Raw genomic sequence first — 18,944 nt, 5'->3', positions numbered from 1 at the left:
TTTTACCAGATATGTGCACGCTTGTTCTTAGGAACAAAGAGCTTGTCGCCCTTCTTGATGTTGAATGCCTTATACCATGAATCCACCATTGGGAGGGCACCGTTTACACGAGCCTCGTTTGGAGAGTGAACATCCACGGTCATCAGATACTGCAGGTACTCAGGACGGGCATTGCCTGCCCATACACGTGCCCATGCCAGGAAGAAGCGCTGTTCTGGAGTAAATCCATCCTTCACACCCAACTTCTCTGTCTTCATCACATTCTGAAGTGCACGGAAAGCGATGTTCAAACCACCATTGTCACCGATGTTCTCACCCAGGGTCATCTGGCCGTTAACCTTCTTGCCAGCCAACTCAATCTTGTTGAAATGGTCAACCAGGATCTTGGTGCGAGACTCGAAGTTCTTCTTGTCAGCAGCAGTCCACCAGTTGTGCTGGTTACCGGTCTTGTCAAACTGGCTGCCCTGATCGTCAAAGCCATGACTCATCTCATGACCGATTACACCACCGATACCACCATAGTTCATCGCATCATCGGCTGTTGGGTCGAAGAATGGAGGCTGGAGAATAGCTGCAGGGAAGCAGATCTCGTTGGTAGTTGGGTTATAATAAGCATTGATAGTCTGAGGAGTCATTCCCCACTCAGTCTTATCTACCGGCTTGTTCACCTTGCGGGCGATTTCATCCTTTGTAAAGAACTCAGAGATATTTGCCATATTCTCGTAGAGAGAAAGGCTGTCATCTACCTGCAATCCGCTATAGTCCTTCCACTTGTCAGGATAGCCGATCTTGATGATGAAGTTCTCCAGCTTATCCTTAGCCTGTGCCTTGGTAGCAGCACTCATCCATGTAGCCTCGTCGATGCGCTGTGAAAGCGCAGTCTGGAGATTGTGAACCAGGTCGAGCATACGCTTCTTGCTGCTCTCCGGGAAGTACTTCTCTACGTAAATCTTTCCGATAGCCTCGCCCAGCACGCCGCTCACGGTACTTACAGCACGCTTCCAGCGAGGACGGTCCTGCTGAACACCGCTCATTACCTTGCTCAACTCAAAGGATACGGCACGGAAATCATCGCTCAATACGCTGGTTGCACCAGAAATCACCTTGATCTCTGCGTATGTCTTCAGATCATCCAGAGAGGTCTCTGCGAGAATCTTCTCAACCTCGTGGATTGGTTCAGGCTGACCCACGCAAATTTCCTTGAAAGCAGGGAAACCGGATGCCAGGAACACATTGCCCCAGTCGATACCAGGATAATCGAGCACGAGCTGGTTGTAGGTCATCTTGTGATAGTTCTTGTCGATGTCGCGGAGCTGTACCTGGCTATAGCTTGCCTTAGCGATGCGGGTCTCGATAGCCATCACAGCCTCCATCTTCTTCTGGGCGGTAGCCTCGTCGTTGCCTACCATCTGGAAGAGCTTCTTCATATAAGCCTTGTATGCATCACGAATCTTCTTGGTCTGCTCGTCATCGTTTACATAGTAATCGCGTACACCAAGCCCAAGACCACTCTGTCCTACCTCAACGAGGTTGTTGGCGGCATCACGAAGGTCGGCGCCCACACCGATGCCATACATCATGGTACCCTCGCCACGGAAATCGAGCTGAGCGGTAACGAGCTGATACTCTCTGCGGTCCTTGATGGCTGCAATGCGGTCGAGAGTTGGCTTGATAGGTGCCCATCCCTCCTTGTTCAGGCGAACGCTGTCCATACGGAGGTTGTAGAGCGAACCGATCTTCTGTCCGAGTGACCCCTTCTGCTGTGGCTTGGAAGCATATTCAAGGATGATGTCCTGGATGCGCTTCTGGTTCTGCTCAAAGAGATCGGTGAAAGCACCATTGTCGGTATGCTCGGCATCGAGTGGATGATTCTTCATCCAGTTGCCTGCGGCATAGCGATAGAAATCATTACCCGGCTTGATGGTCAAGTCCATGTTGGTCTTGTCAATACCGGAGCCCAACTTCTCCTGCTGGGCAAAAGCAGTTGTTGCACTGAGCAACAATGCTGCAAATAATACTTTTGTTCTCATTATTGTTTGTATTTAACTGTTTCTTTTTTTATAAGGGCGAGACCTGCAAATGTCAGGGCGCCATTCAGCATCAGAAGCTCATAGCCGAACTTATAGCCCACATACTGCGAGGTAAGGGTATCGATGGCGAAGCAGATGAGCGGACTGGCGATGCAGACCCATGGCGACCAGCGGTCGTTTACCTGACGCTTGGTGAGCAGACTGAAGGCAAACAAACCCAACAGCGGACCGTAAGTATAAGAGCAGAGGATGTAGATGGCATCTATCACGCTCGTAGAATTAATCGCCTTGAAAGCAATGATGAAGAGCATGAAGACGAAAGCCACCAGCAGATGCATACGCTTGCGGAGCTTCATATCCTCTTTCCTGCCCAATATATCCACACAGAGACTCGTAGTAATAGCGGTCAAAGCAGAATCGGCACTGGAGAAACTTGCCGCCACAATGCCAATGGTAAACAAGACCACCACCAGGTTTCCCATCACTCCCGAAGCCGCAAACATCGGCAACAGATCATCCGGAGCATCAGGCAAAGCCACTCCCTGTTTCTGAGCCAGCATCACCAGCAACACACCCAGACTCAGGAAAAGCAGATTGGCAGGCACAAAGGCAAAACCATAGCTGCAAACATCCTTCTGGGCCTCACGGAGCGACTTGCAGGTAAGATTCTTCTGCATCATGTCCTGATCAAGACCGGTCATCACAATCACTACAAAGACACCGCTGAGGAACTGTTTCCAGAAATTCTGTTTCGACATCCAGTCATCAAAAACAAAAATACGGGAATGACTGTCGTGAGCAATCGCAGTGATCGCTTCGGAAGGAGTCATGCCCAACGCCGACATCACCTGACAGATAATGAGGATGAGCGCAGCAAACATACAGAGCGTCTGAAAGGTATCCGTCCACACCAGCGTCTTGATGCCACCCTTGCGCGTATAAAGCCAGATAAGCAGTACCATGACAGGAACCGTGACCCAGAACGGAACACCAATCCCATCGAGCACGAAACGCTGCAAGAGGATACAGACGACAAAGAAACGGACCGCCGCACCAGTCATCTTGGACAAGAGGAAGAACGAAGCTCCAGTCTTATACGAACGTTCCCCCAACCGCTGCTGCAGATAACCGTAAATCGTAGTGAGATTATAGCGGTAATAGATAGGAAGCAAAAGAAAGGCAACCAGGAAATAACCCAGGATGAAACCGATGCACATCTGAAGGTAGGTCATATCCGTTCTCATCACCATGCCCGGCACACTGACAAAAGTGATGCCCGAAATAGACGCACCCACCATACCGAAAGCAACCATATACCAAGGCGAACGGCGGTTGGCACGATAGAAAGTTTCATTACCTGCCATTTTACGGGCAGTAAGATGACTGAAGAGCAGCAGCACACAGAAGTATGCCAGAACTGTGATAACGATAGCCATATTCTCTTAAATTTATATAAAAACAAAAAACCTCCGAGATCACTCTCGAAGGTTTCTGCGGTGTGTACGAGACTCGAACTCGTGACCTCCTGCGTGACAGGCAGGCATTCTAACCAACTGAACTAACGCACCATTATTATTATGGAGGAGTCGAAATGTTCAAATGAAATTAGCGGTGCGTACGAGACTCGAACTCGTGACCTCCTGCGTGACAGGCAGGCATTCTAACCAACTGAACTAACGCACCAAACTATTTTGGCAAACCAGCAAGATGATTTTGAGCGGTGCGTACGAGACTCGAACTCGTGACCTCCTGCGTGACAGGCAGGCATTCTAACCAACTGAACTAACGCACCAATCATGAAATCAAATTGAATGGCTTAGCGCTCATTTTTCATTTGCGAGTGCAAAGGTACTACTTTTTTTTGGTTCTACCAAATTTTTATGTAACTTTTTTACAGAAAATATTGAAAAAACATCGCATCCTCATATCCAACTGGGCTACAAAGCCATTGTTTCAGGACATTATTTCCCTCAAATCCAACAGATTGCAGCATTTTAGCCGCTTTTTGGTTTCTGATACCTACAATAGCATAAATCTGCTGAAGATGAAGTATATTCCGAGCATATTGCAACAAGCGTGACACAGAAGCCTTCGCGTAACCCTGCCCCTGGAACTCCTTTTTGATGACAATTCCGAGTTCGGCACGGTGATGACGGGGATCAAAATCTGTAAGATCCAGGATGCCCACCTGCTCATTCTGCTCATTCTCTACTATCAGGCGCACCTGATTGTCTACATAAATATCTGCCGAAGCACTGGTTATATAGTCGAGCAGCACCCGGCGCGAATATGGAACATTGGAAACACCCAGTTCCCAAAGCCGATCATCATTCTCTATATGGTAGAGAAAATCTAGATCTTCCAACTCTAAAGCACGTAATCTAATATTCGGTTCTTTCATAAACTACACTTATTAATAATGTACGCGCGTACCTTAATAATATAGAAATAAATCTATCCTTATAAATAACCAAATTCATCCTTATCCATCACCTCCCTATCCGTAATCACCTTACCGATGTCCTTCGTATAGGTAGCCAGTTTGATATTCTCGTCAGACCGCTGCGCAAGCTGATGCAGCATCTCTTCATAGCTCATCTCGTCAGCATCAAACAATACCTGGTTTGACAGGTCGACATGAGAAGGAGAAAAGAATCCCAGACTCTTTCTGATTCTCGCAGTCATCATCTGCGTAAAGGCTACAGAGGCACGGGCATAGATGGCAAATTTGATAGGAATACTCAAGAGATGCGACATACCCGAATAATGTTTACGGAAGAAGATAAGCATCGCCTCGTAAAACACATGAACATAGCGGAAGCTCGACTTCTGAGTACTTTCACCTTTGTAATGCAGGATATCTACAGGCAGATAATAGTTCTGATAACCACCCTTCAAGATACGGTAAGAAAGATCAATATCCTCGCCATACATGAAGAAATCCTCATCCAGCAACCCCACCTTCAGCAAGGCTTCACGACGAATCATACAGAAAGCACCGCTCACAACCTCTATCTTTGCCGGCTTATCCCATGGAAGATAACCCATGTAATAATGACCGAAACTGCGATGCTGAGGAAACCGGCTGCACAACCCCATCATCTTATAGAAAGCCACCATCGGAGAAGGTAATCCTCTCCTACTCTCAGGAGCTGGTTTGCCATTGGCTCCCAACATCCTTACACCCAGTGCACCGGCATCAGGATGAGAACGCATAAAACTGACAGCATCCTTGAGAACATGCTCGCCGATAATGGTATCCGGATTCAGCAAAAGAACCAGATCACTCTCGCTCTTGCGGATAGCAAGATTGTTGGCACGGGCAAATCCGTTATTATGCGTACAGGCTACAACATGGAGATTAGGATATCGGGAAGCCGGGAAACACTGTTCGAGATATTCCACCGTTCCATCCTGAGAATGATTATCAACCACGATAATCTCTGCCGTATCGCCACTTGCATCACCCTGCTGCCCGCACTCCAACACGCCGATAGCTTTCTCTACCGAACGCAGACACTGGGCAAGATAGTACTTCACATTATAGCTTACTATGACAACACTGAGTTTCATATCGAATATCAAATATTAGATACTGAGAGTTTAACCTTCCGCCTCTGTTGTTTCGTCCTCACATCTTCCGACAGAAGGATAGACAAAGAAGAGACAGAGAAAAAGGATGATAGCCATATATCCAAAAGCAGGCGCCATCGTCTGATAATACATAAACGTATTGATCAGCATTGGCAAGCAGAGCATATTCAAACGGGCAGTGCCCAGAGGAAGAAGTGCATCTCCCTTACGGGTTACCAACTGACGGTGAATCGCCTTGAAACTGAAGAGTTTGAGCGCCAAAGGAATTACGGCAATGGTAAGAAACTCCATCGCTACGGTTATTACATAGACCAACGTGACATCCCCTGCCAGATTAGTAGGTTCCAGAATTTCGGTCTCATAGAGCAAGACCAGCAGGAATCCTACCAACAGGACAAAGAGGAAATTGGTCATCAATATTCGTTGTACTTGTTTGATTTTCATTTTGTTGTCTTTTGTTATTGTCCAAATGGAGTTCTGTTCAGAATACTCCGTCCGAGAGTCACCTCATCAGTATACTCCAATTCATCACCCACCGAAATACCACGGGCGATAACAGAGAGTGTGACCGGATAATCAGCAAGTTTACGGGAGATATAGAAGTTGGTAGTATCACCCTCCATCGTACTGCTGAGAGCAAAAATCACTTCCTTCACCCCACCTTCAGCCACACGCCGAACCAGCGAATCTATCTCTATATCCGAAGGTCCGATACCATCCATCGGCGAAATGATGCCGCCCAAGACATGATAGAGTCCGTGAAACTGCTGCGTGTTTTCTATCGCCAGCACATCCTGCACATTCTCTACGACACAGATGGTAGAAGCATCACGCCGGGAATCAGAACAGATCGGACAGACATCCGTATCGCTGATATTATGACAAACCCTGCAATATTTCACTTCACGGCGCATCTTGGAAATGGTATCAGCAAACAACTCCACATCCTCACTCTTACGCTTGAGCATAAAAAGTACAAGGCGCAAAGCTGTTTTGCGCCCTATACCAGGCAATTTGGAGAACTCCGCCACTGCCTTTTCCAACAAAGCCGAAGAAAACTGTTGTTGCATCTTACCGGTTTAGAGATAAATACCAATACCCAGCTTCAAACCTACGGTAGAATAATCTACATGCTTCTTGAAACTCTGATCGTAGTAGACGGCTGGTTCGAGGGTAACTGACTTGCCGAGGAAGAAAGCATAACCTACCTCAACCCCTGGCATGAAATCATTATAACCACCTGAATGAGCCAACTTAACGCCGCCACCCAGATACAGACCATTCTGCTCGATATAATAGCGCGCCTGAGCACCTACTGAGAAGTAATCCTTCACGCCTTCAAGACCGGAATGATTATATTCTACCTGACCCAACAGCATCCAATCGTCTTCTACAAAGTATCCGGCCTTAGCCTGAATACCGAGATTAAGGTCCTGAGAACCATTATAACTCAAGTTTAAGCCCGTCATCGACGCACCGATATACTGTTTTCCACTTTCAAACTGAGCATGGGCAGTTGTCGAAACGACAAGTGCCAATGCTGCAATAGCTAATTTTTTCATTCGTATCATATAAATGTACGTATATTGATTAATACTTATATATAAATCTATTGTTTCTTCTGATAGCTGCGATACCAACCCAGAAACCAGACCAGGGCAATCACCAGAATAATGACACTGCCCGTATATGCCACGCTCTCACTCAAGGCCAAAGCTGTTGGCGAAATGAGGAGGAAGGTTGAACATATCACAGTCATAAACAAGGCTGGAACCAGCGTCATCACAAAAGGTTTCTTCTTCTGTACCAGATAAACCGTCAATGTCCAGAGTGTGAACACAGAAAGTGTCTGGTTAGCCCAACCGAAATACTGCCAGATGATATTGAAACCATCAGGATTCTCCATCTGCCAAACCAGAATGCCCACCGTAAGAGCAAACAAAGGAACGCAGATATAAAGACGCTTGCGCATGGAGCGCTGCTCCAAACCGATAAACTCGGCGATAATCAGACGGGCACTTCTCAAAGCCGTATCACCACTGGTAATAGGTGCTGCAACAACACCCAGAAGAGCCAGGATTCCACCAGCCACACCCAACCAGCTGGAACATACTATCTTCACAACGGTAGGAGCATCGAAGTTCTGGATAAGCGACTTGCCGCCATCAAACTGAGCGATAAACTGCTGAGCCACCTCCGGACTAACACATTCACGCCATCCACCATAATAGAAGAAATACATGGAAACCGTAGCCCATATCAAGGCAACAACACCTTCTGTAATCATGGCACCATAGAAAATAGGGCGACCCATCTTCTCATTCTTCATGCATCGGGCCATGAGCGGACTCTGCGTATCATGGAAACCACTGATGGCGCCACAGGCTATCGTGATAAAGAGGCAAGGGAAAATCGGACTCTTCTGTACAAAAGACTCCGTTCCCAACCAAGCCGGATTCTCATTGAGGTTGCAACTCTGCAAATTGCTCCAAAGTTCAGGCAATGAAGGCCACTTCACAAAGAGACCTATCATCAGAGCACCCGCCATAAAGAGAAGCGAGAAGGCAAAGAGCGGATAAACCTTACCGATAATCTTATCGATAGGCAGTAATGTAGCAATGACGTAATAAACGAGAATCACCACAATCCAAAACATCTGGCTGCCCCAGAATGCATCCGTATTACAAATGCCACTCATAATGATAGCCGGACTGTATACAAACACAGCTCCCACCATCATCAGCAAAAGTACCGAAAAGACCAACATCACTTTCTTGGTGCGTCCACCCAAATACTTACCTACCAATTCCGGCAAACCAGCTCCACCGTTACGGATACTGAGCATACCGCTCATGTAATCATGCATGGCTCCTGCGAAGATACACCCGAAGATAATCCACAGATAAGCTACCGGTCCGTACCAGGCACCCATAATGGCACCGAAGATAGGACCCGTTCCTGCAATGTTGAGGAACTGAATCATGAAGATTTTCCAACTAGGCAGTACCATAAAGTCGACCCCATCGGCTTTGGTCACTGCAGGCGTAGGACGGTCATCAGGACCGAACACATGCGCCACAAACTTTCCATAAAGAAGGTAACCCAATACAAGGGCGACCAAACTAATAACGAAACTGACCATTTTTCTTTTATTGCTTAAAAATTTCTCTCTTTTCGGTGCAAAATGCACTTTATTTTAATATTTCAACCGCAAAAGTAATATTTTTATTTGAAATAAAAAAAAATATTGGTATCTTTGTCGCCAAATTGTAAGATTATGAAGAGATTTAAGATATTTTTTATCGTTTTATGCTCTGTTTTGACCGCAAAAGCCCAGAGTATCGTGTTCAATAACCAGGTGCCGAAACATGAAGTAAGAGCTGTATGGCTGACAACCATAGGAGGTATCGACTGGCCACACTCTTATGCCCAGTCTTCTTATTCTGCCGAAAAGCAGAAAAAGGAACTGACGGATATACTGGACCGGTTACAGCAGGCTAAAATCAATACCGTACTGATACAGACCCGCGTGAGAGGTACCATGATTTATCCGTCGGCATACGAACCTTGGGATGGATGTCTGTCAGGATTTCCGGGCAGAAGTCCGGGCTATGATGCCCTGCAGTTTGCCATCGACGAATGCCATAAGCGCGGTATGGAACTGCATGCCTGGGTGGTAACCATCCCTGTAGGAAAATGGAACGCACTCGGCTGCAAAACCCTCAGACAGAAGATGCCGAAACTCATCAAGAAGATTGGAGTTGACGGATACATGGATCTGGAAAACAGCCGGACAGGTGATTATCTGTCAAACATCTGCAGAGAAATTACACATAAATATAATGTAGACGGTATTCATCTCGACTACATCCGTTATCCGGAAACCTGGAACATCAAGGTGAGCCGGGAACAGGGACGCCAGTATATCACTAACATCGTAAGAAAGATTCACGATGCAGTGAAGGCAGAGAAACCTTGGGTTAAGATGAGCTGCTCACCTGTAGGAAAGTCTGATGACCTGAGCAGATACCGGAGCTTTGGATGGAATGCATACACGAAGGTTTGCCAGGACGCACAGGGCTGGCTCAAGAGCGGTCTGATGGACGAACTCTTCCCTATGATGTATTTCAAGAACGAACACTTCTACCCTTTTGCCATCGACTGGCAGGAACAGAGCCACGGCAAGATTGTGGTTCCAGGGCTGGGCATTTACTTCCTCGACCCGAAAGAAGGAAAGTGGAGCATCAATGACGTGACGGCAGAAATGTATCACATCCGAAACCTCGGAATGGGGTATGCTTTCTTCAGAAACAAGTTTCTCTTGGACAACAAACAGGGTATTCTCGACTTTACCCAACGTTTCAATCCATACCCTTCATTGGTTCCGCCGATGACCTGGGCAAGCAAGAACCAGCCGGAACAGCCACAGCAATTATCGGTAATCACCACCGGCAACAAGGTATCAGTTTCCTGGAATAATCCTTCAAACTATACAGATGGCACTAAAATCGCAACCCCTTATATATATAATAATGTATACGCGAGCAAGAAATATCCGGTTGACATCACCAATGCGCGCAATCTGGTTGCCACACGAATCATAGGAAATTCGTTCAAAATAGAAAATCCTGATGCAAAACATCTGTTTATTGCCGTAACTTCAATGGATGGATATGGCATAGAAAGTCTGCCTACCCAAGAAAAAGAGGAAGAGAATCCACTTTTTGCCCAAAGCACGGGAGCAGCGAAATTACTCGAATGTGACGGAAAGAAGGTATATCTTGCAGAAACTACCAAAAATCTCGTTTTTGACGTCCTGATGATCGAAACCCTGCAAGGATGCTATATCCTGCACCTCCAAACAAAGGATAACACACTAGATGTTAGAAACTTAAAGGATGGAACGTATCGCGTGGTAAGCATCAACAAGAAGGGGTATAGGCATACATTAGGAACCTTCAAAATGAAGAAAAGTTGATTTTTTTCGAAAAAAGTTGCGAAAAAATTTGGTGGAATCAAAAAATAGTAGTACCTTTGCACTCGCAATTCAGAAATGAGGCATTTTAAATGCTGCACCCTTAGCTCAGTTGGTAGAGCAACTGACTCTTAATCAGTGGGTCTAGGGTTCGAATCCCTAAGGGTGTACAAAAGATAAGAATTGGCTCCGTAGCTCAACTGAATAGAGCACTTGACTACGGATCAAGAGGTTCAAGGTTTGAATCCTTGCGGAGTCACTCTCCTATCAAAGCTTCACTGAAACAAACGGTTTTGGCTCCGTAGCTCAACTGAATAGAGCACTTGACTACGGATCAAGAGGTTCAAGGTTTGAATCCTTGCGGAGTCACCAACAAACAGTTGCACCCTTAGCTCAGTTGGTAGAGCAACTGACTCTTAATCAGTGGGTCTAGGGTTCGAATCCCTAAGGGTGTACAAAAAGAGCATTTCTTTATTGAAATGCTCTTTTTTGTTTATACACCTCTCTATCGTTTTAATATCACCTTTTAATATCACTTTATATCTCTTTAAATATCACTATAAAAAAGTTGCAGCCATCCAAAGTTTACACCCAGACAACTGCAACCAATTTACCAATCAAAAATATCTAAAATCTTATCTCGTCATCATCATACAACTCTACTATCAACAGAAGAGCCAGTAAAGAACTGCCAGCACGACAACCATCACCACAGCCACCATTGCTTTAATCATGCAGGTAGCTACCTTCTTCAATATAAACAGTCCTACAACCAGAACTACCAATACCAGTGCATAATATCCAAAATCATTCATATCACATTATATATACAAATTACCAATCAATATCCATCACCCTATTAACGATCATTCTTCAATGCCCTGCGGAACTCTGCCGGTATCGGAGTTTCAAATTCCATCGGCTGATGTGTAACGGGATGATAGAAACACAGTACATAGGCATGAAGACACAAACGCTGGCATGGATCATCACCATTACCATATTTGATATCACCACACACCGGATGCCCCATATCGGCTGTATGAACACGAATCTGATTCTTACGGCCCGTTTCGAGTTTGAACTCGACCAGAGAATGAGCCGTAGTACGCTCTAATGTATGGAAATGGGTAACAGCATACTTGCCGCCATTATCCGTATCGCTACTGTAAGTAATATACGCCTTATTATCTTTCAGCCAGTTGGCAACGGTACCTTCATCTTCTTCCATCTCTCCGGAAACCAGAGCCACATACCTGCGGTCGTACACATTATGATGCCAATCATCCTCCAAAGCTAACTCCGTCTGCTTATCCTTGGCATAAATCATCAAGCCCGAAGTATCACGGTCCAGACGGTGAACTACATGCGCCTGACAATTCTGGCGAGTCTTATGGAAGTAATCATCAAGTACCGTTTTCACATTCAAAGTAGAATGACCGGCTGCCATACTCAAGATACCAATGTTTTTCTCGACAACAATCAGATATCTGTCTTCATAAACAATCTTAAGGTATCTGCTTTTAAACACCTCCTGGTTCTTCTTTGTCTTGCTCACACTTACCTTCATGTCTGGTTTCAGGGCATAATCAAACTGAGTGATGGTCTTTCCATCCACCTTGATTCCCCTACCCTGCAGAGTCTGCTTTACCTTGGTCTTGCTAGGACCTTTCACATTCTCCATCAGCCATTCCAGCAACGGAGCAGACTTCTCCACCTTATAGTGGTCGTACTCATTGGGGTTTCCGTAGCCATAAGCATTATTGGCATGCTTATTAAAATTTCCTTTTCTATTTTGTTGTCTCATATTGTTATCGATATCATTTTCTTAACACGAAAAACACAGAATCAATGCTGCATTTTCTCCGTTTCAGCCTACAAAAGTAAGACTTTTCTGCAAAATAACAAAAAGCCACCATGTTTTTAACTAAAAATTAGTAACTTTTGCCAATAAATCATTGTGTTTCAAATATTTTTTTGTAATTTTGCAGCTGAATTAATGATATAATCAGAATAAAAGATATTTAGGAACAAATAATGATTACAGTACAAAATCTTGCGATCCAATTCGGAAAGAGAGTGCTTTACAAGGATGTAAACCTCAAGTTCACTCATGGTAATATTTATGGTATCATCGGTGCTAACGGCGCCGGAAAATCTACTTTCCTCCGCGCTATCAGCGGCGACCTTGAACCAAACAAGGGTACAGTAGAAATGGGACCAGGCGAGCGCCTTTCTGTCTTGGAACAGGACCACTTCAAATATGACGATTTCCGCGTGATGGATACCGTTCTGATGGGCCATCAGCCATTATGGGAAAACATGAAGGAGCGCGAGCGCCTCTATGCTAAGCCAGAGATGACAGAAGAAGATGGTAACCTCGCTGCTGAGCTGGAGCTCAAGTTTGCAGAAATGAATGGTTGGGAGGCTGAAAGCAATGCCGCACAACTTCTGCAGAACCTCGGCGTAAAGGAAGACCGCCACGACAAACTCGTTGGAGATCTCTCTAACACAGAGAAGGTGCGCGTGATGCTGGCAAAGGCACTCTTCGGCAACCCAGACAACCTCCTTCTCGATGAGCCTACCAACGACCTCGACCTCGACACTGTTGAGTGGCTGGAAGACTATCTCAGCAACATTGAACAGACCGTACTCGTAGTATCTCACGACCGTCACTTCCTCGATGCTGTAAGTACCCAGACCGTAGATATCGACTTCGGTAAGATTACGATGTTTGCAGGTAACTACTCTTTCTGGTATGAGAGTTCTCAGTTGGCTCTCCGCCAGGCTCAGAACCAGAAGATGAAGGCTGAAGAGAAGAAGAAGCAGTTGGAAGAATTCATCCGCCGATTCTCAGCTAACGTTGCCAAGAGTAAGCAGACAACATCCCGCAAGAAGATGCTGGAGAAACTGAACGTTGAAGAAATCCGTCCTTCAAGCCGTAAATACCCAGGCATCATCTTCCAGATGGACCGTGAGCCAGGTAACCAGATTCTGGAGGTAGAGGGACTGAAAGCATGCGACGAAGACGGAACAGTGCTCTTCGACAATGTAAACTTCAACATAGAAAAGGGCGAGAAGGTAGTATTCCTTTCTCACAACCCTAAGGCGATGACCGCACTCTTCGAAATCATCAACGGCAACCGAAAGGCTGACGCAGGTGACTACAAGTGGGGTGTTACTATCACAACAGCTTATCTCCCACTCGATAATACAGAATTCTTCCAGAGCGACAAGAACCTGGTAGACTGGTTGAGCCAGTATGGTCCAGGTAACGAAGTTGCCATGAAGGGCTACCTCGGAAGAATGCTCTTCAGCGGCGAAGAAGTACTGAAGAAGGTAAATGTCCTCTCCGGAGGTGAAAAAATGAGATGTATGATTGCACGCATGCAGTTGCAGAACGCCAACTGCCTGATTCTTGATACACCAACCAACCACTTGGACCTGGAGAGTATTCAGGCATTCAACAACAACCTGGTAGGTTTCAAGGGCAATATTCTCTTCTCTAGCCACGACCACGAATTCATCAACACCGTGGCAAACCGCATCATCGAGCTCACTCCATCAGGCACCATCGACAAGCTCATGTCTTATGATGAGTATATCTACGATGAAGCTATCAAGGAGCAGAAGGCTAAGATGTACGGATTCTAATCAAGAAAGTCATTCAGCTGTTTTAAACAGCAACCACAAATTATCTTATAATTTAATAGTGCCAATTCGATGAGAATCGGGTTGGCACACTTTTTGTCAAACAACCAATAATAAGAATTATCATGTTTAAAAAATTTAAGACTATGTCAAAAGAAAAAGAAATCAATATAGAGGACGGAAACGTTCAGGAGACTGTTCAGAACGAAAATAATGAGCAGACAACACAAAATGAGAATACTGAGGAAAATCAGAATACTGACAACAAGGCAGAAGAAGGTGACAGCAATACAGACGCTGCTGACAAGAAGGCAGAAGAGATTGATCCTTTAACAAAAGCACAGCAAGAGGTAGAGGAACTCAAGAAACTGTTGCTCTATAAGACTGCTGAGTTTGAGAATTACCGCAAGCGTACCCTCAAAGAGAAAGCAGAACTGATTTTGAATGGCGGCGAGAAGACTGTAGCTGCTATTCTGCCTATTCTCGACGACTTTGAGCGTGCCATCGCTGACAAGAGCGAAGACCCTAAGGCTATCAAGGAAGGTGTCCAGATGATTTTCAACAAGTTCGTAAAGACACTCGAAGGTCTTGGCGTAAAGAAGATTGAAACCAACGACAAGGATTTCGATGTAGATTTCCACGAGGCTATTGCTATGGTTCCGGGAATGGGCGATGACAAGAAGGGAAAGATCATTGACTGCGTCCAAACAGGTTATACGATGAACGACAAGGTGATTCGCCATGCCAAAGTAGCTGTAGGTCAGTAAGAAAGAAATATCAAGAATTATTTTTCAAAATCCAGAACATTCCATTAGAATTCTGCAAGAAAATTCAATATTTGAAATAAGCAAATGGCTAAGAGAGACTATTATGAGGTGCTGGGCGTAGACAAGTCGGCATCAGAAGACGAAATAAAGAAGGCGTATCGAAAGATAGCCATCAAGTATCATCCAGACCGCAACCCTGGCAACAAAGAGGCGGAAGAGAAATTCAAGGAAGCTGCCGAAGCTTACGAAGTTCTCCACGATGCCCAGAAGCGCCAGCAGTATGACCAGTTTGGTTTCGACGGCCCACAAGGTGGATTCGGCGGATTCGGCGGTGGTGCCAGCATGGACATGAACGACATCTTCTCTATGTTTGGAGATATCTTTGGCGGACACGGCGGTTTCAGCGGCTTTGGTGGCGGCGGATTCGGTGGCGGCTCACAGAAGCGGGTTTACCAGGGTGGCGACCTTCGCGTAAGAGTAAAACTGACTCTCCAAGAGGCAGCAACAGGTGTTACCAAGCGCTTCAAGATTCGCAAGGATGTAACTTGCTCTGCATGTCACGGAACAGGTTGCGAAGGTGGTGCCCAGCCGGAAACATGTCCGGAATGTCATGGAAGCGGCTATGTCTTAAAAACGGTGCGCAGCATGTTCGGCATGATGCAAACTCAGGCTGCATGTACAAAGTGTGGCGGTGAGGGAACTATCATCAAGAACAAATGTAAGGAATGCGGTGGCGACGGAATCGTGAAGGGCGATGAACTCGTAGAAATCAACATTCCTGCAGGTGTCGACAACGATATGGTTGTTACCGTTGAAGGAAAGGGTAACCAAGGCAAACACAATGGTCTCTACGGAAACCTACAGGTAATGGTAAGCGTAGAAAAGAACGATGATTTCGAGCGTGTTGGTCAGGACTTATACCATAATCTTGTTCTTGACTTTGCAACTGCCACTTTGGGTGGCGAGGTAGAAGTCCCTACCTTGGATGGCAAGACTAAGATCAAAATAGAACCAGGCACACAACCAGGCAAACAGATCCGTTTGCGTGGCAAAGGTATGCCGGCTATTCAGGGATATGGTTATGGCCGTGGTGATATTATCGTCAATATTACCGTTTTCATACCAACCTCTCTGACCAAAGAAGAAAAGGATCTTGTTGTGAAATTCAAGGAATGCGATAATTTCAAAGCAGATAATGCAGAGAAGAAATCTCTCTTTGAAAGTTTCAAGAATCTCTTTAAAAAATAAACAGTAAAGAGCAATCCCCGAAGAGGGCGAACTATCTTCGAAAGAACGGTTCGCTCTTTTCGGGGATTATCTGTATATATAATAAGGTATAACATATAACATGAATTATCAAGAAACAGTTGAATATCTTTTCACCAGCACGCCGGTTTTTGAAAAGATTGGAGCCAAGGCATACAAACCTGGGCTTGACACGATGTATAAAATGGATGAACACTTCGACCATCCTCATAAGCAATATAAATGTATCCACATTGCAGGAACCAACGGAAAAGGTTCATCATCTCATACCCTTGCAGCAATCCTACAGAGCCAGGGCTATAAGGTCGGCCTGTTCACATCTCCACATCTTGTAGATTTCAGAGAACGCATTCGCGTAAATGGTGAGATGGTAAGCGAAGAGTATGTAATCGACTTTGTAGAAAACAACCGGAATTTCTTCGAACCGCTACATCCTTCGTTCTTTGAATTGACCACCATGATGGCATTTCAGTATTTTGCAGATCAAAAGGTAGACTTTGCCGTCATCGAAGTTGGATTGGGAGGAAGACTGGATAGTACCAACATCATCACTCCTATCCTATCCGTTATCACGAACATCAGTTTTGACCACACCCAATTCCTCGGGAATACACTCGGCGAGATTGCAGGCGAAAAGGCGGGTATCATCAAGCCACAGATTCCTGTCGTTATTGGCGAATGGAACGAAGAGACCCAACCTGTGTTCATCAAGAAAGCCCATGAGCAGAATTCTCCTATCCATTTTGCACATACAACTGACGCAGACATGAACTTCGAACTGAAAGGCAACTATCAGAAAAAGAACTTCTGCACCATATCCGCAGCCGTAGAATGCCTGAAAGAAGAAGGAATAGAAATAAAAGATGAAAGCATCAAGAACGGCTTCGAACATGTATGCGAGTTGACAGGCTTACGTGGCAGATGGGAAAAGCTCAACGAGCACCCTCTCACCATCTGTGATACAGGACATAATCTTGCCGGATGGGAGTATCTGGAACCACAGATTGCATCTATCAAAGCCGATACGAAACATATCGTATTCGGAATGGTTGACGACAAAGATGTAGAGCATGTAATGGGACTTTTAGAAAAGTTGCCAAAAGAAAGCACTATTTTCTATTGGACACAGCCATCAACAAAAAGAGCAATTCCTATAGACAAATTATACGGATACGCACAAAAGCACGGCTTGAGCGGAACATGCTATCAAACTATCGCACAGGCATTTAACGCAGCAAAAGCAAACGCAAAAAAAGATGATTTTATCTTTATTGGCGGATCTAGTTATGTCGTTGCCGATTTGCTCTCAGAATCGTTTTAGGATTTTTTAAATCAAAAAGTTCATAAAATATTTGTAATACTCATTTTTTTTTAGTTACTTTGCAGTACATTACTTAAACCAAAGTAAGGTAACTAAAAAAAGTGAGATATTATGAATACAGAACCAGCAAATAAGTGTGGTTTGAAAAGAGAAGATTTTCAGACCACAGTGAATGGCAAGAAGACTGATCTCTTCGTGTTGAGAAACAAGCAAGGCAACGAAGTTGCAGTGACAAACTATGGTGGAGCAGTCGTAGCCATCATGATGCCAGATAAGGACGGCAACTATGCCAACCTCATCCAGGGTCATGACAACATACAGGACGTCATCAACTCACCAGAGCCATTCTTGAGTGTGCTCATCGGTCGTTATGGCAACCGTATCAAAGAAGGCAAGTTCATACTTCACGGCAAGGAGTATCACTTGGCATGCAACAATGGTCGCAATCACCTGCATGGCGGACCTACAGGTTTCCACACCAAGGTTTGGGATGCAACCCGCATGAGTGATAGCGCTGTCGTGTTAAAATATACGAGCCCTTATGGTGAAGAAGGCTTCACAGGTGAGTTGACAGTTTGGGTAGCTTACACTTTGACCGACGACAATGAGTTCGTTATCAAGTATCAGGCTACAACCAACAAGACTACCATCTGCAATCTGACACACCACGCTTTTTTCTCAATCCAGGGTATTGCTAATCCTACCCCAACAGTTGACAATATCATCTGTGAGGTAAACGCAAACTACTATCTCCCTATCGATGAGTATTCTATCCCTACAGGTGAGATTTTGAAGGTTGAGGGAACACCATTCGATTTCCGTACACCAAAGCCAATTGGTCAGGATATCGATGCAGACAACGAGCAGATCAAGAACGGTCAGGGCTATGACCACAACTATGTATTGAACAAGACTGAAGAAGGCGAGCTGAGTTTCGCTGCCCGTATAAAAGACCCTGTAAGCTGCCGTACCATGGAGGTTTATACCACAGAGCCAGGTATGCAGATGTACACAGGTAATTTCCTTGAAGGTATTTCAGGACAGTTTGGTGCAACATTCCCACGTCGCAGTGCAGTCTGCTTCGAGGCACAGAAGTTCCCAGACACTCCAAATCATACCTATTTCCCAAGTTGCAGATTAAATCCAGGTGAAACATACACCCAGAAGACAATCTATAAATTTGGAATAGACAAATAAATTAGAATAAATCATGGAGCAGGTACTCTAAACAGCACTTGCTCCTTTTTCGCGCTTGAATGACAAAATCCATTCAGCACGATAGCAATCTTAAAGAGAAGTCTTAGCGTCTTTAAAGAAGAAACAACCTCTTAGAAGAAAAG

General features: G+C 45.2%; 16 protein-coding genes and 7 tRNA genes. 10 read left to right on the top strand and 13 right to left on the bottom strand.

Annotated features, from left to right (window positions below):
* Nucleotides 1-2: 2 nt before the first annotated feature.
* The 11 genes from ACWJAO_RS03485 to ACWJAO_RS03435 all read right to left on the bottom strand — a co-directional run bounded on the left by ACWJAO_RS03485 (nt 3) and on the right by ACWJAO_RS03435 (nt 8,766).
* Complete coding sequence (locus tag ACWJAO_RS03485; RefSeq protein ID WP_449139274.1) at nt 3-2,030, bottom strand: M13 family metallopeptidase; 2,028 nt, start codon at nt 2,028-2,030, stop codon at nt 3-5.
* Nucleotides 2,030-3,466 (bottom strand): sodium:solute symporter, encoded by a 1,437-nt coding sequence (locus ACWJAO_RS03480; protein ID WP_449139273.1) that lies wholly within the window; start codon nt 3,464-3,466, stop codon nt 2,030-2,032. Before ACWJAO_RS03480 ends, ACWJAO_RS03485 begins: the two co-directional genes overlap by 1 nt.
* 58 nt (nt 3,467-3,524) lie before the next feature.
* Nucleotides 3,525-3,598 (bottom strand) — tRNA-Asp (locus ACWJAO_RS03475).
* Nucleotides 3,599-3,639: 41 nt separating this feature from the next.
* Nucleotides 3,640-3,713, bottom strand: a tRNA-Asp gene (locus tag ACWJAO_RS03470).
* Nucleotides 3,714-3,748: 35 nt separating this feature from the next.
* A tRNA-Asp gene (locus tag ACWJAO_RS03465) sits at nt 3,749-3,822 on the bottom strand.
* Nucleotides 3,823-3,921: 99 nt separating this feature from the next.
* Nucleotides 3,922-4,431 carry a GNAT family N-acetyltransferase gene (locus tag ACWJAO_RS03460; RefSeq protein WP_118065578.1) on the bottom strand — a complete coding sequence of 170 codons (510 nt, stop codon included), beginning with the start codon at nt 4,429-4,431 and terminating at the stop codon, nt 3,922-3,924.
* Between the two features lie 59 nt (nt 4,432-4,490).
* The gene (locus tag ACWJAO_RS03455) at nt 4,491-5,603 is read right to left on the bottom strand and encodes a glycosyltransferase family 2 protein (RefSeq protein WP_119227420.1); all 1,113 of its coding nucleotides are present in this window, start codon (nt 5,601-5,603) and stop codon (nt 4,491-4,493) included.
* Between the two features lie 30 nt (nt 5,604-5,633).
* Complete coding sequence (locus tag ACWJAO_RS03450; protein WP_144155377.1) at nt 5,634-6,068, bottom strand: hypothetical protein; 435 nt, start codon at nt 6,066-6,068, stop codon at nt 5,634-5,636.
* 14 nt (nt 6,069-6,082) lie between these two features.
* Entirely contained in the window at nt 6,083-6,694 is a 612-nt protein-coding gene (gene recR / locus ACWJAO_RS03445; RefSeq protein WP_449139272.1) for a recombination mediator RecR, read from the bottom strand.
* Between the two features lie 9 nt (nt 6,695-6,703).
* Entirely contained in the window at nt 6,704-7,195 is a 492-nt protein-coding gene (locus ACWJAO_RS03440) for a hypothetical protein (protein WP_449139271.1), read from the bottom strand.
* A gap of 38 nt (nt 7,196-7,233) precedes the next feature.
* On the bottom strand, nt 7,234-8,766 hold the full coding sequence (locus tag ACWJAO_RS03435) for a carbon starvation CstA family protein (protein WP_449139270.1): 1,533 nt from the start codon (nt 8,764-8,766) through the stop codon (nt 7,234-7,236).
* Between the two features lie 135 nt (nt 8,767-8,901).
* Here ACWJAO_RS03435 and ACWJAO_RS03430 point away from each other — a divergent pair, with 135 nt between their 5' ends.
* The 5 genes from ACWJAO_RS03430 (at nt 8,902) to ACWJAO_RS03410 (ending at nt 11,054) form a co-directional block, all read left to right on the top strand.
* On the top strand, nt 8,902-10,602 hold the full coding sequence (locus ACWJAO_RS03430) for a glycoside hydrolase family 10 protein (protein WP_449139269.1): 1,701 nt from the start codon (nt 8,902-8,904) through the stop codon (nt 10,600-10,602).
* A 94-nt stretch (nt 10,603-10,696) separates the two neighbouring features.
* A tRNA-Lys gene (locus tag ACWJAO_RS03425) sits at nt 10,697-10,769 on the top strand.
* Nucleotides 10,770-10,784: 15 nt separating this feature from the next.
* Nucleotides 10,785-10,858: transfer RNA gene (locus ACWJAO_RS03420), tRNA-Arg, on the top strand.
* Between the two features lie 36 nt (nt 10,859-10,894).
* Nucleotides 10,895-10,971: transfer RNA gene (locus tag ACWJAO_RS03415), tRNA-Arg, on the top strand.
* Nucleotides 10,972-10,981: 10 nt separating this feature from the next.
* Nucleotides 10,982-11,054, top strand: a tRNA-Lys gene (locus ACWJAO_RS03410).
* A 210-nt stretch (nt 11,055-11,264) separates the two neighbouring features.
* On the opposite strand, the gene ACWJAO_RS03405 is transcribed toward ACWJAO_RS03410, so the two are convergent.
* On the bottom strand, nt 11,265-11,414 hold the full coding sequence (locus ACWJAO_RS03405) for a sulfate transporter (RefSeq protein ID WP_449139268.1): 150 nt from the start codon (nt 11,412-11,414) through the stop codon (nt 11,265-11,267).
* Nucleotides 11,415-11,458: 44 nt separating this feature from the next.
* Nucleotides 11,459-12,406, bottom strand: coding sequence for an RluA family pseudouridine synthase (locus ACWJAO_RS03400; RefSeq protein WP_449139267.1), 948 nt, complete (start codon nt 12,404-12,406; stop codon nt 11,459-11,461).
* Nucleotides 12,407-12,636: 230 nt separating this feature from the next.
* Between ACWJAO_RS03400 and ACWJAO_RS03395 the strand changes: the two genes are divergently transcribed.
* From ACWJAO_RS03395 to ACWJAO_RS03375, 5 genes are all read left to right on the top strand, one after another.
* The gene (locus ACWJAO_RS03395) at nt 12,637-14,253 is read left to right on the top strand and encodes an ABC-F family ATP-binding cassette domain-containing protein (protein WP_118151544.1); all 1,617 of its coding nucleotides are present in this window, start codon (nt 12,637-12,639) and stop codon (nt 14,251-14,253) included.
* A 143-nt stretch (nt 14,254-14,396) separates the two neighbouring features.
* Nucleotides 14,397-15,017, top strand: coding sequence for a nucleotide exchange factor GrpE (locus tag ACWJAO_RS03390; protein WP_449139266.1), 621 nt, complete (start codon nt 14,397-14,399; stop codon nt 15,015-15,017).
* Nucleotides 15,018-15,101: 84 nt separating this feature from the next.
* The gene (gene dnaJ / locus ACWJAO_RS03385) at nt 15,102-16,265 is read left to right on the top strand and encodes a molecular chaperone DnaJ (RefSeq protein WP_449139265.1); all 1,164 of its coding nucleotides are present in this window, start codon (nt 15,102-15,104) and stop codon (nt 16,263-16,265) included.
* Nucleotides 16,266-16,365: 100 nt separating this feature from the next.
* Nucleotides 16,366-17,604 carry a bifunctional folylpolyglutamate synthase/dihydrofolate synthase gene (locus ACWJAO_RS03380; protein ID WP_449139264.1) on the top strand — a complete coding sequence of 413 codons (1,239 nt, stop codon included), beginning with the start codon at nt 16,366-16,368 and terminating at the stop codon, nt 17,602-17,604.
* Between the two features lie 111 nt (nt 17,605-17,715).
* A complete protein-coding gene (locus tag ACWJAO_RS03375; RefSeq protein ID WP_449139263.1) occupies nt 17,716-18,801 on the top strand; it encodes an aldose epimerase family protein in 1,086 nt (361 codons plus the stop codon).
* Nucleotides 18,802-18,944: the final 143 nt, after the last annotated feature.

This window comes from Segatella sp. (assembly GCF_977051555.1).
Note: the sequence above shows the minus strand (reverse complement) of the source record. Positions and strands in the feature narration are given on the sequence as shown.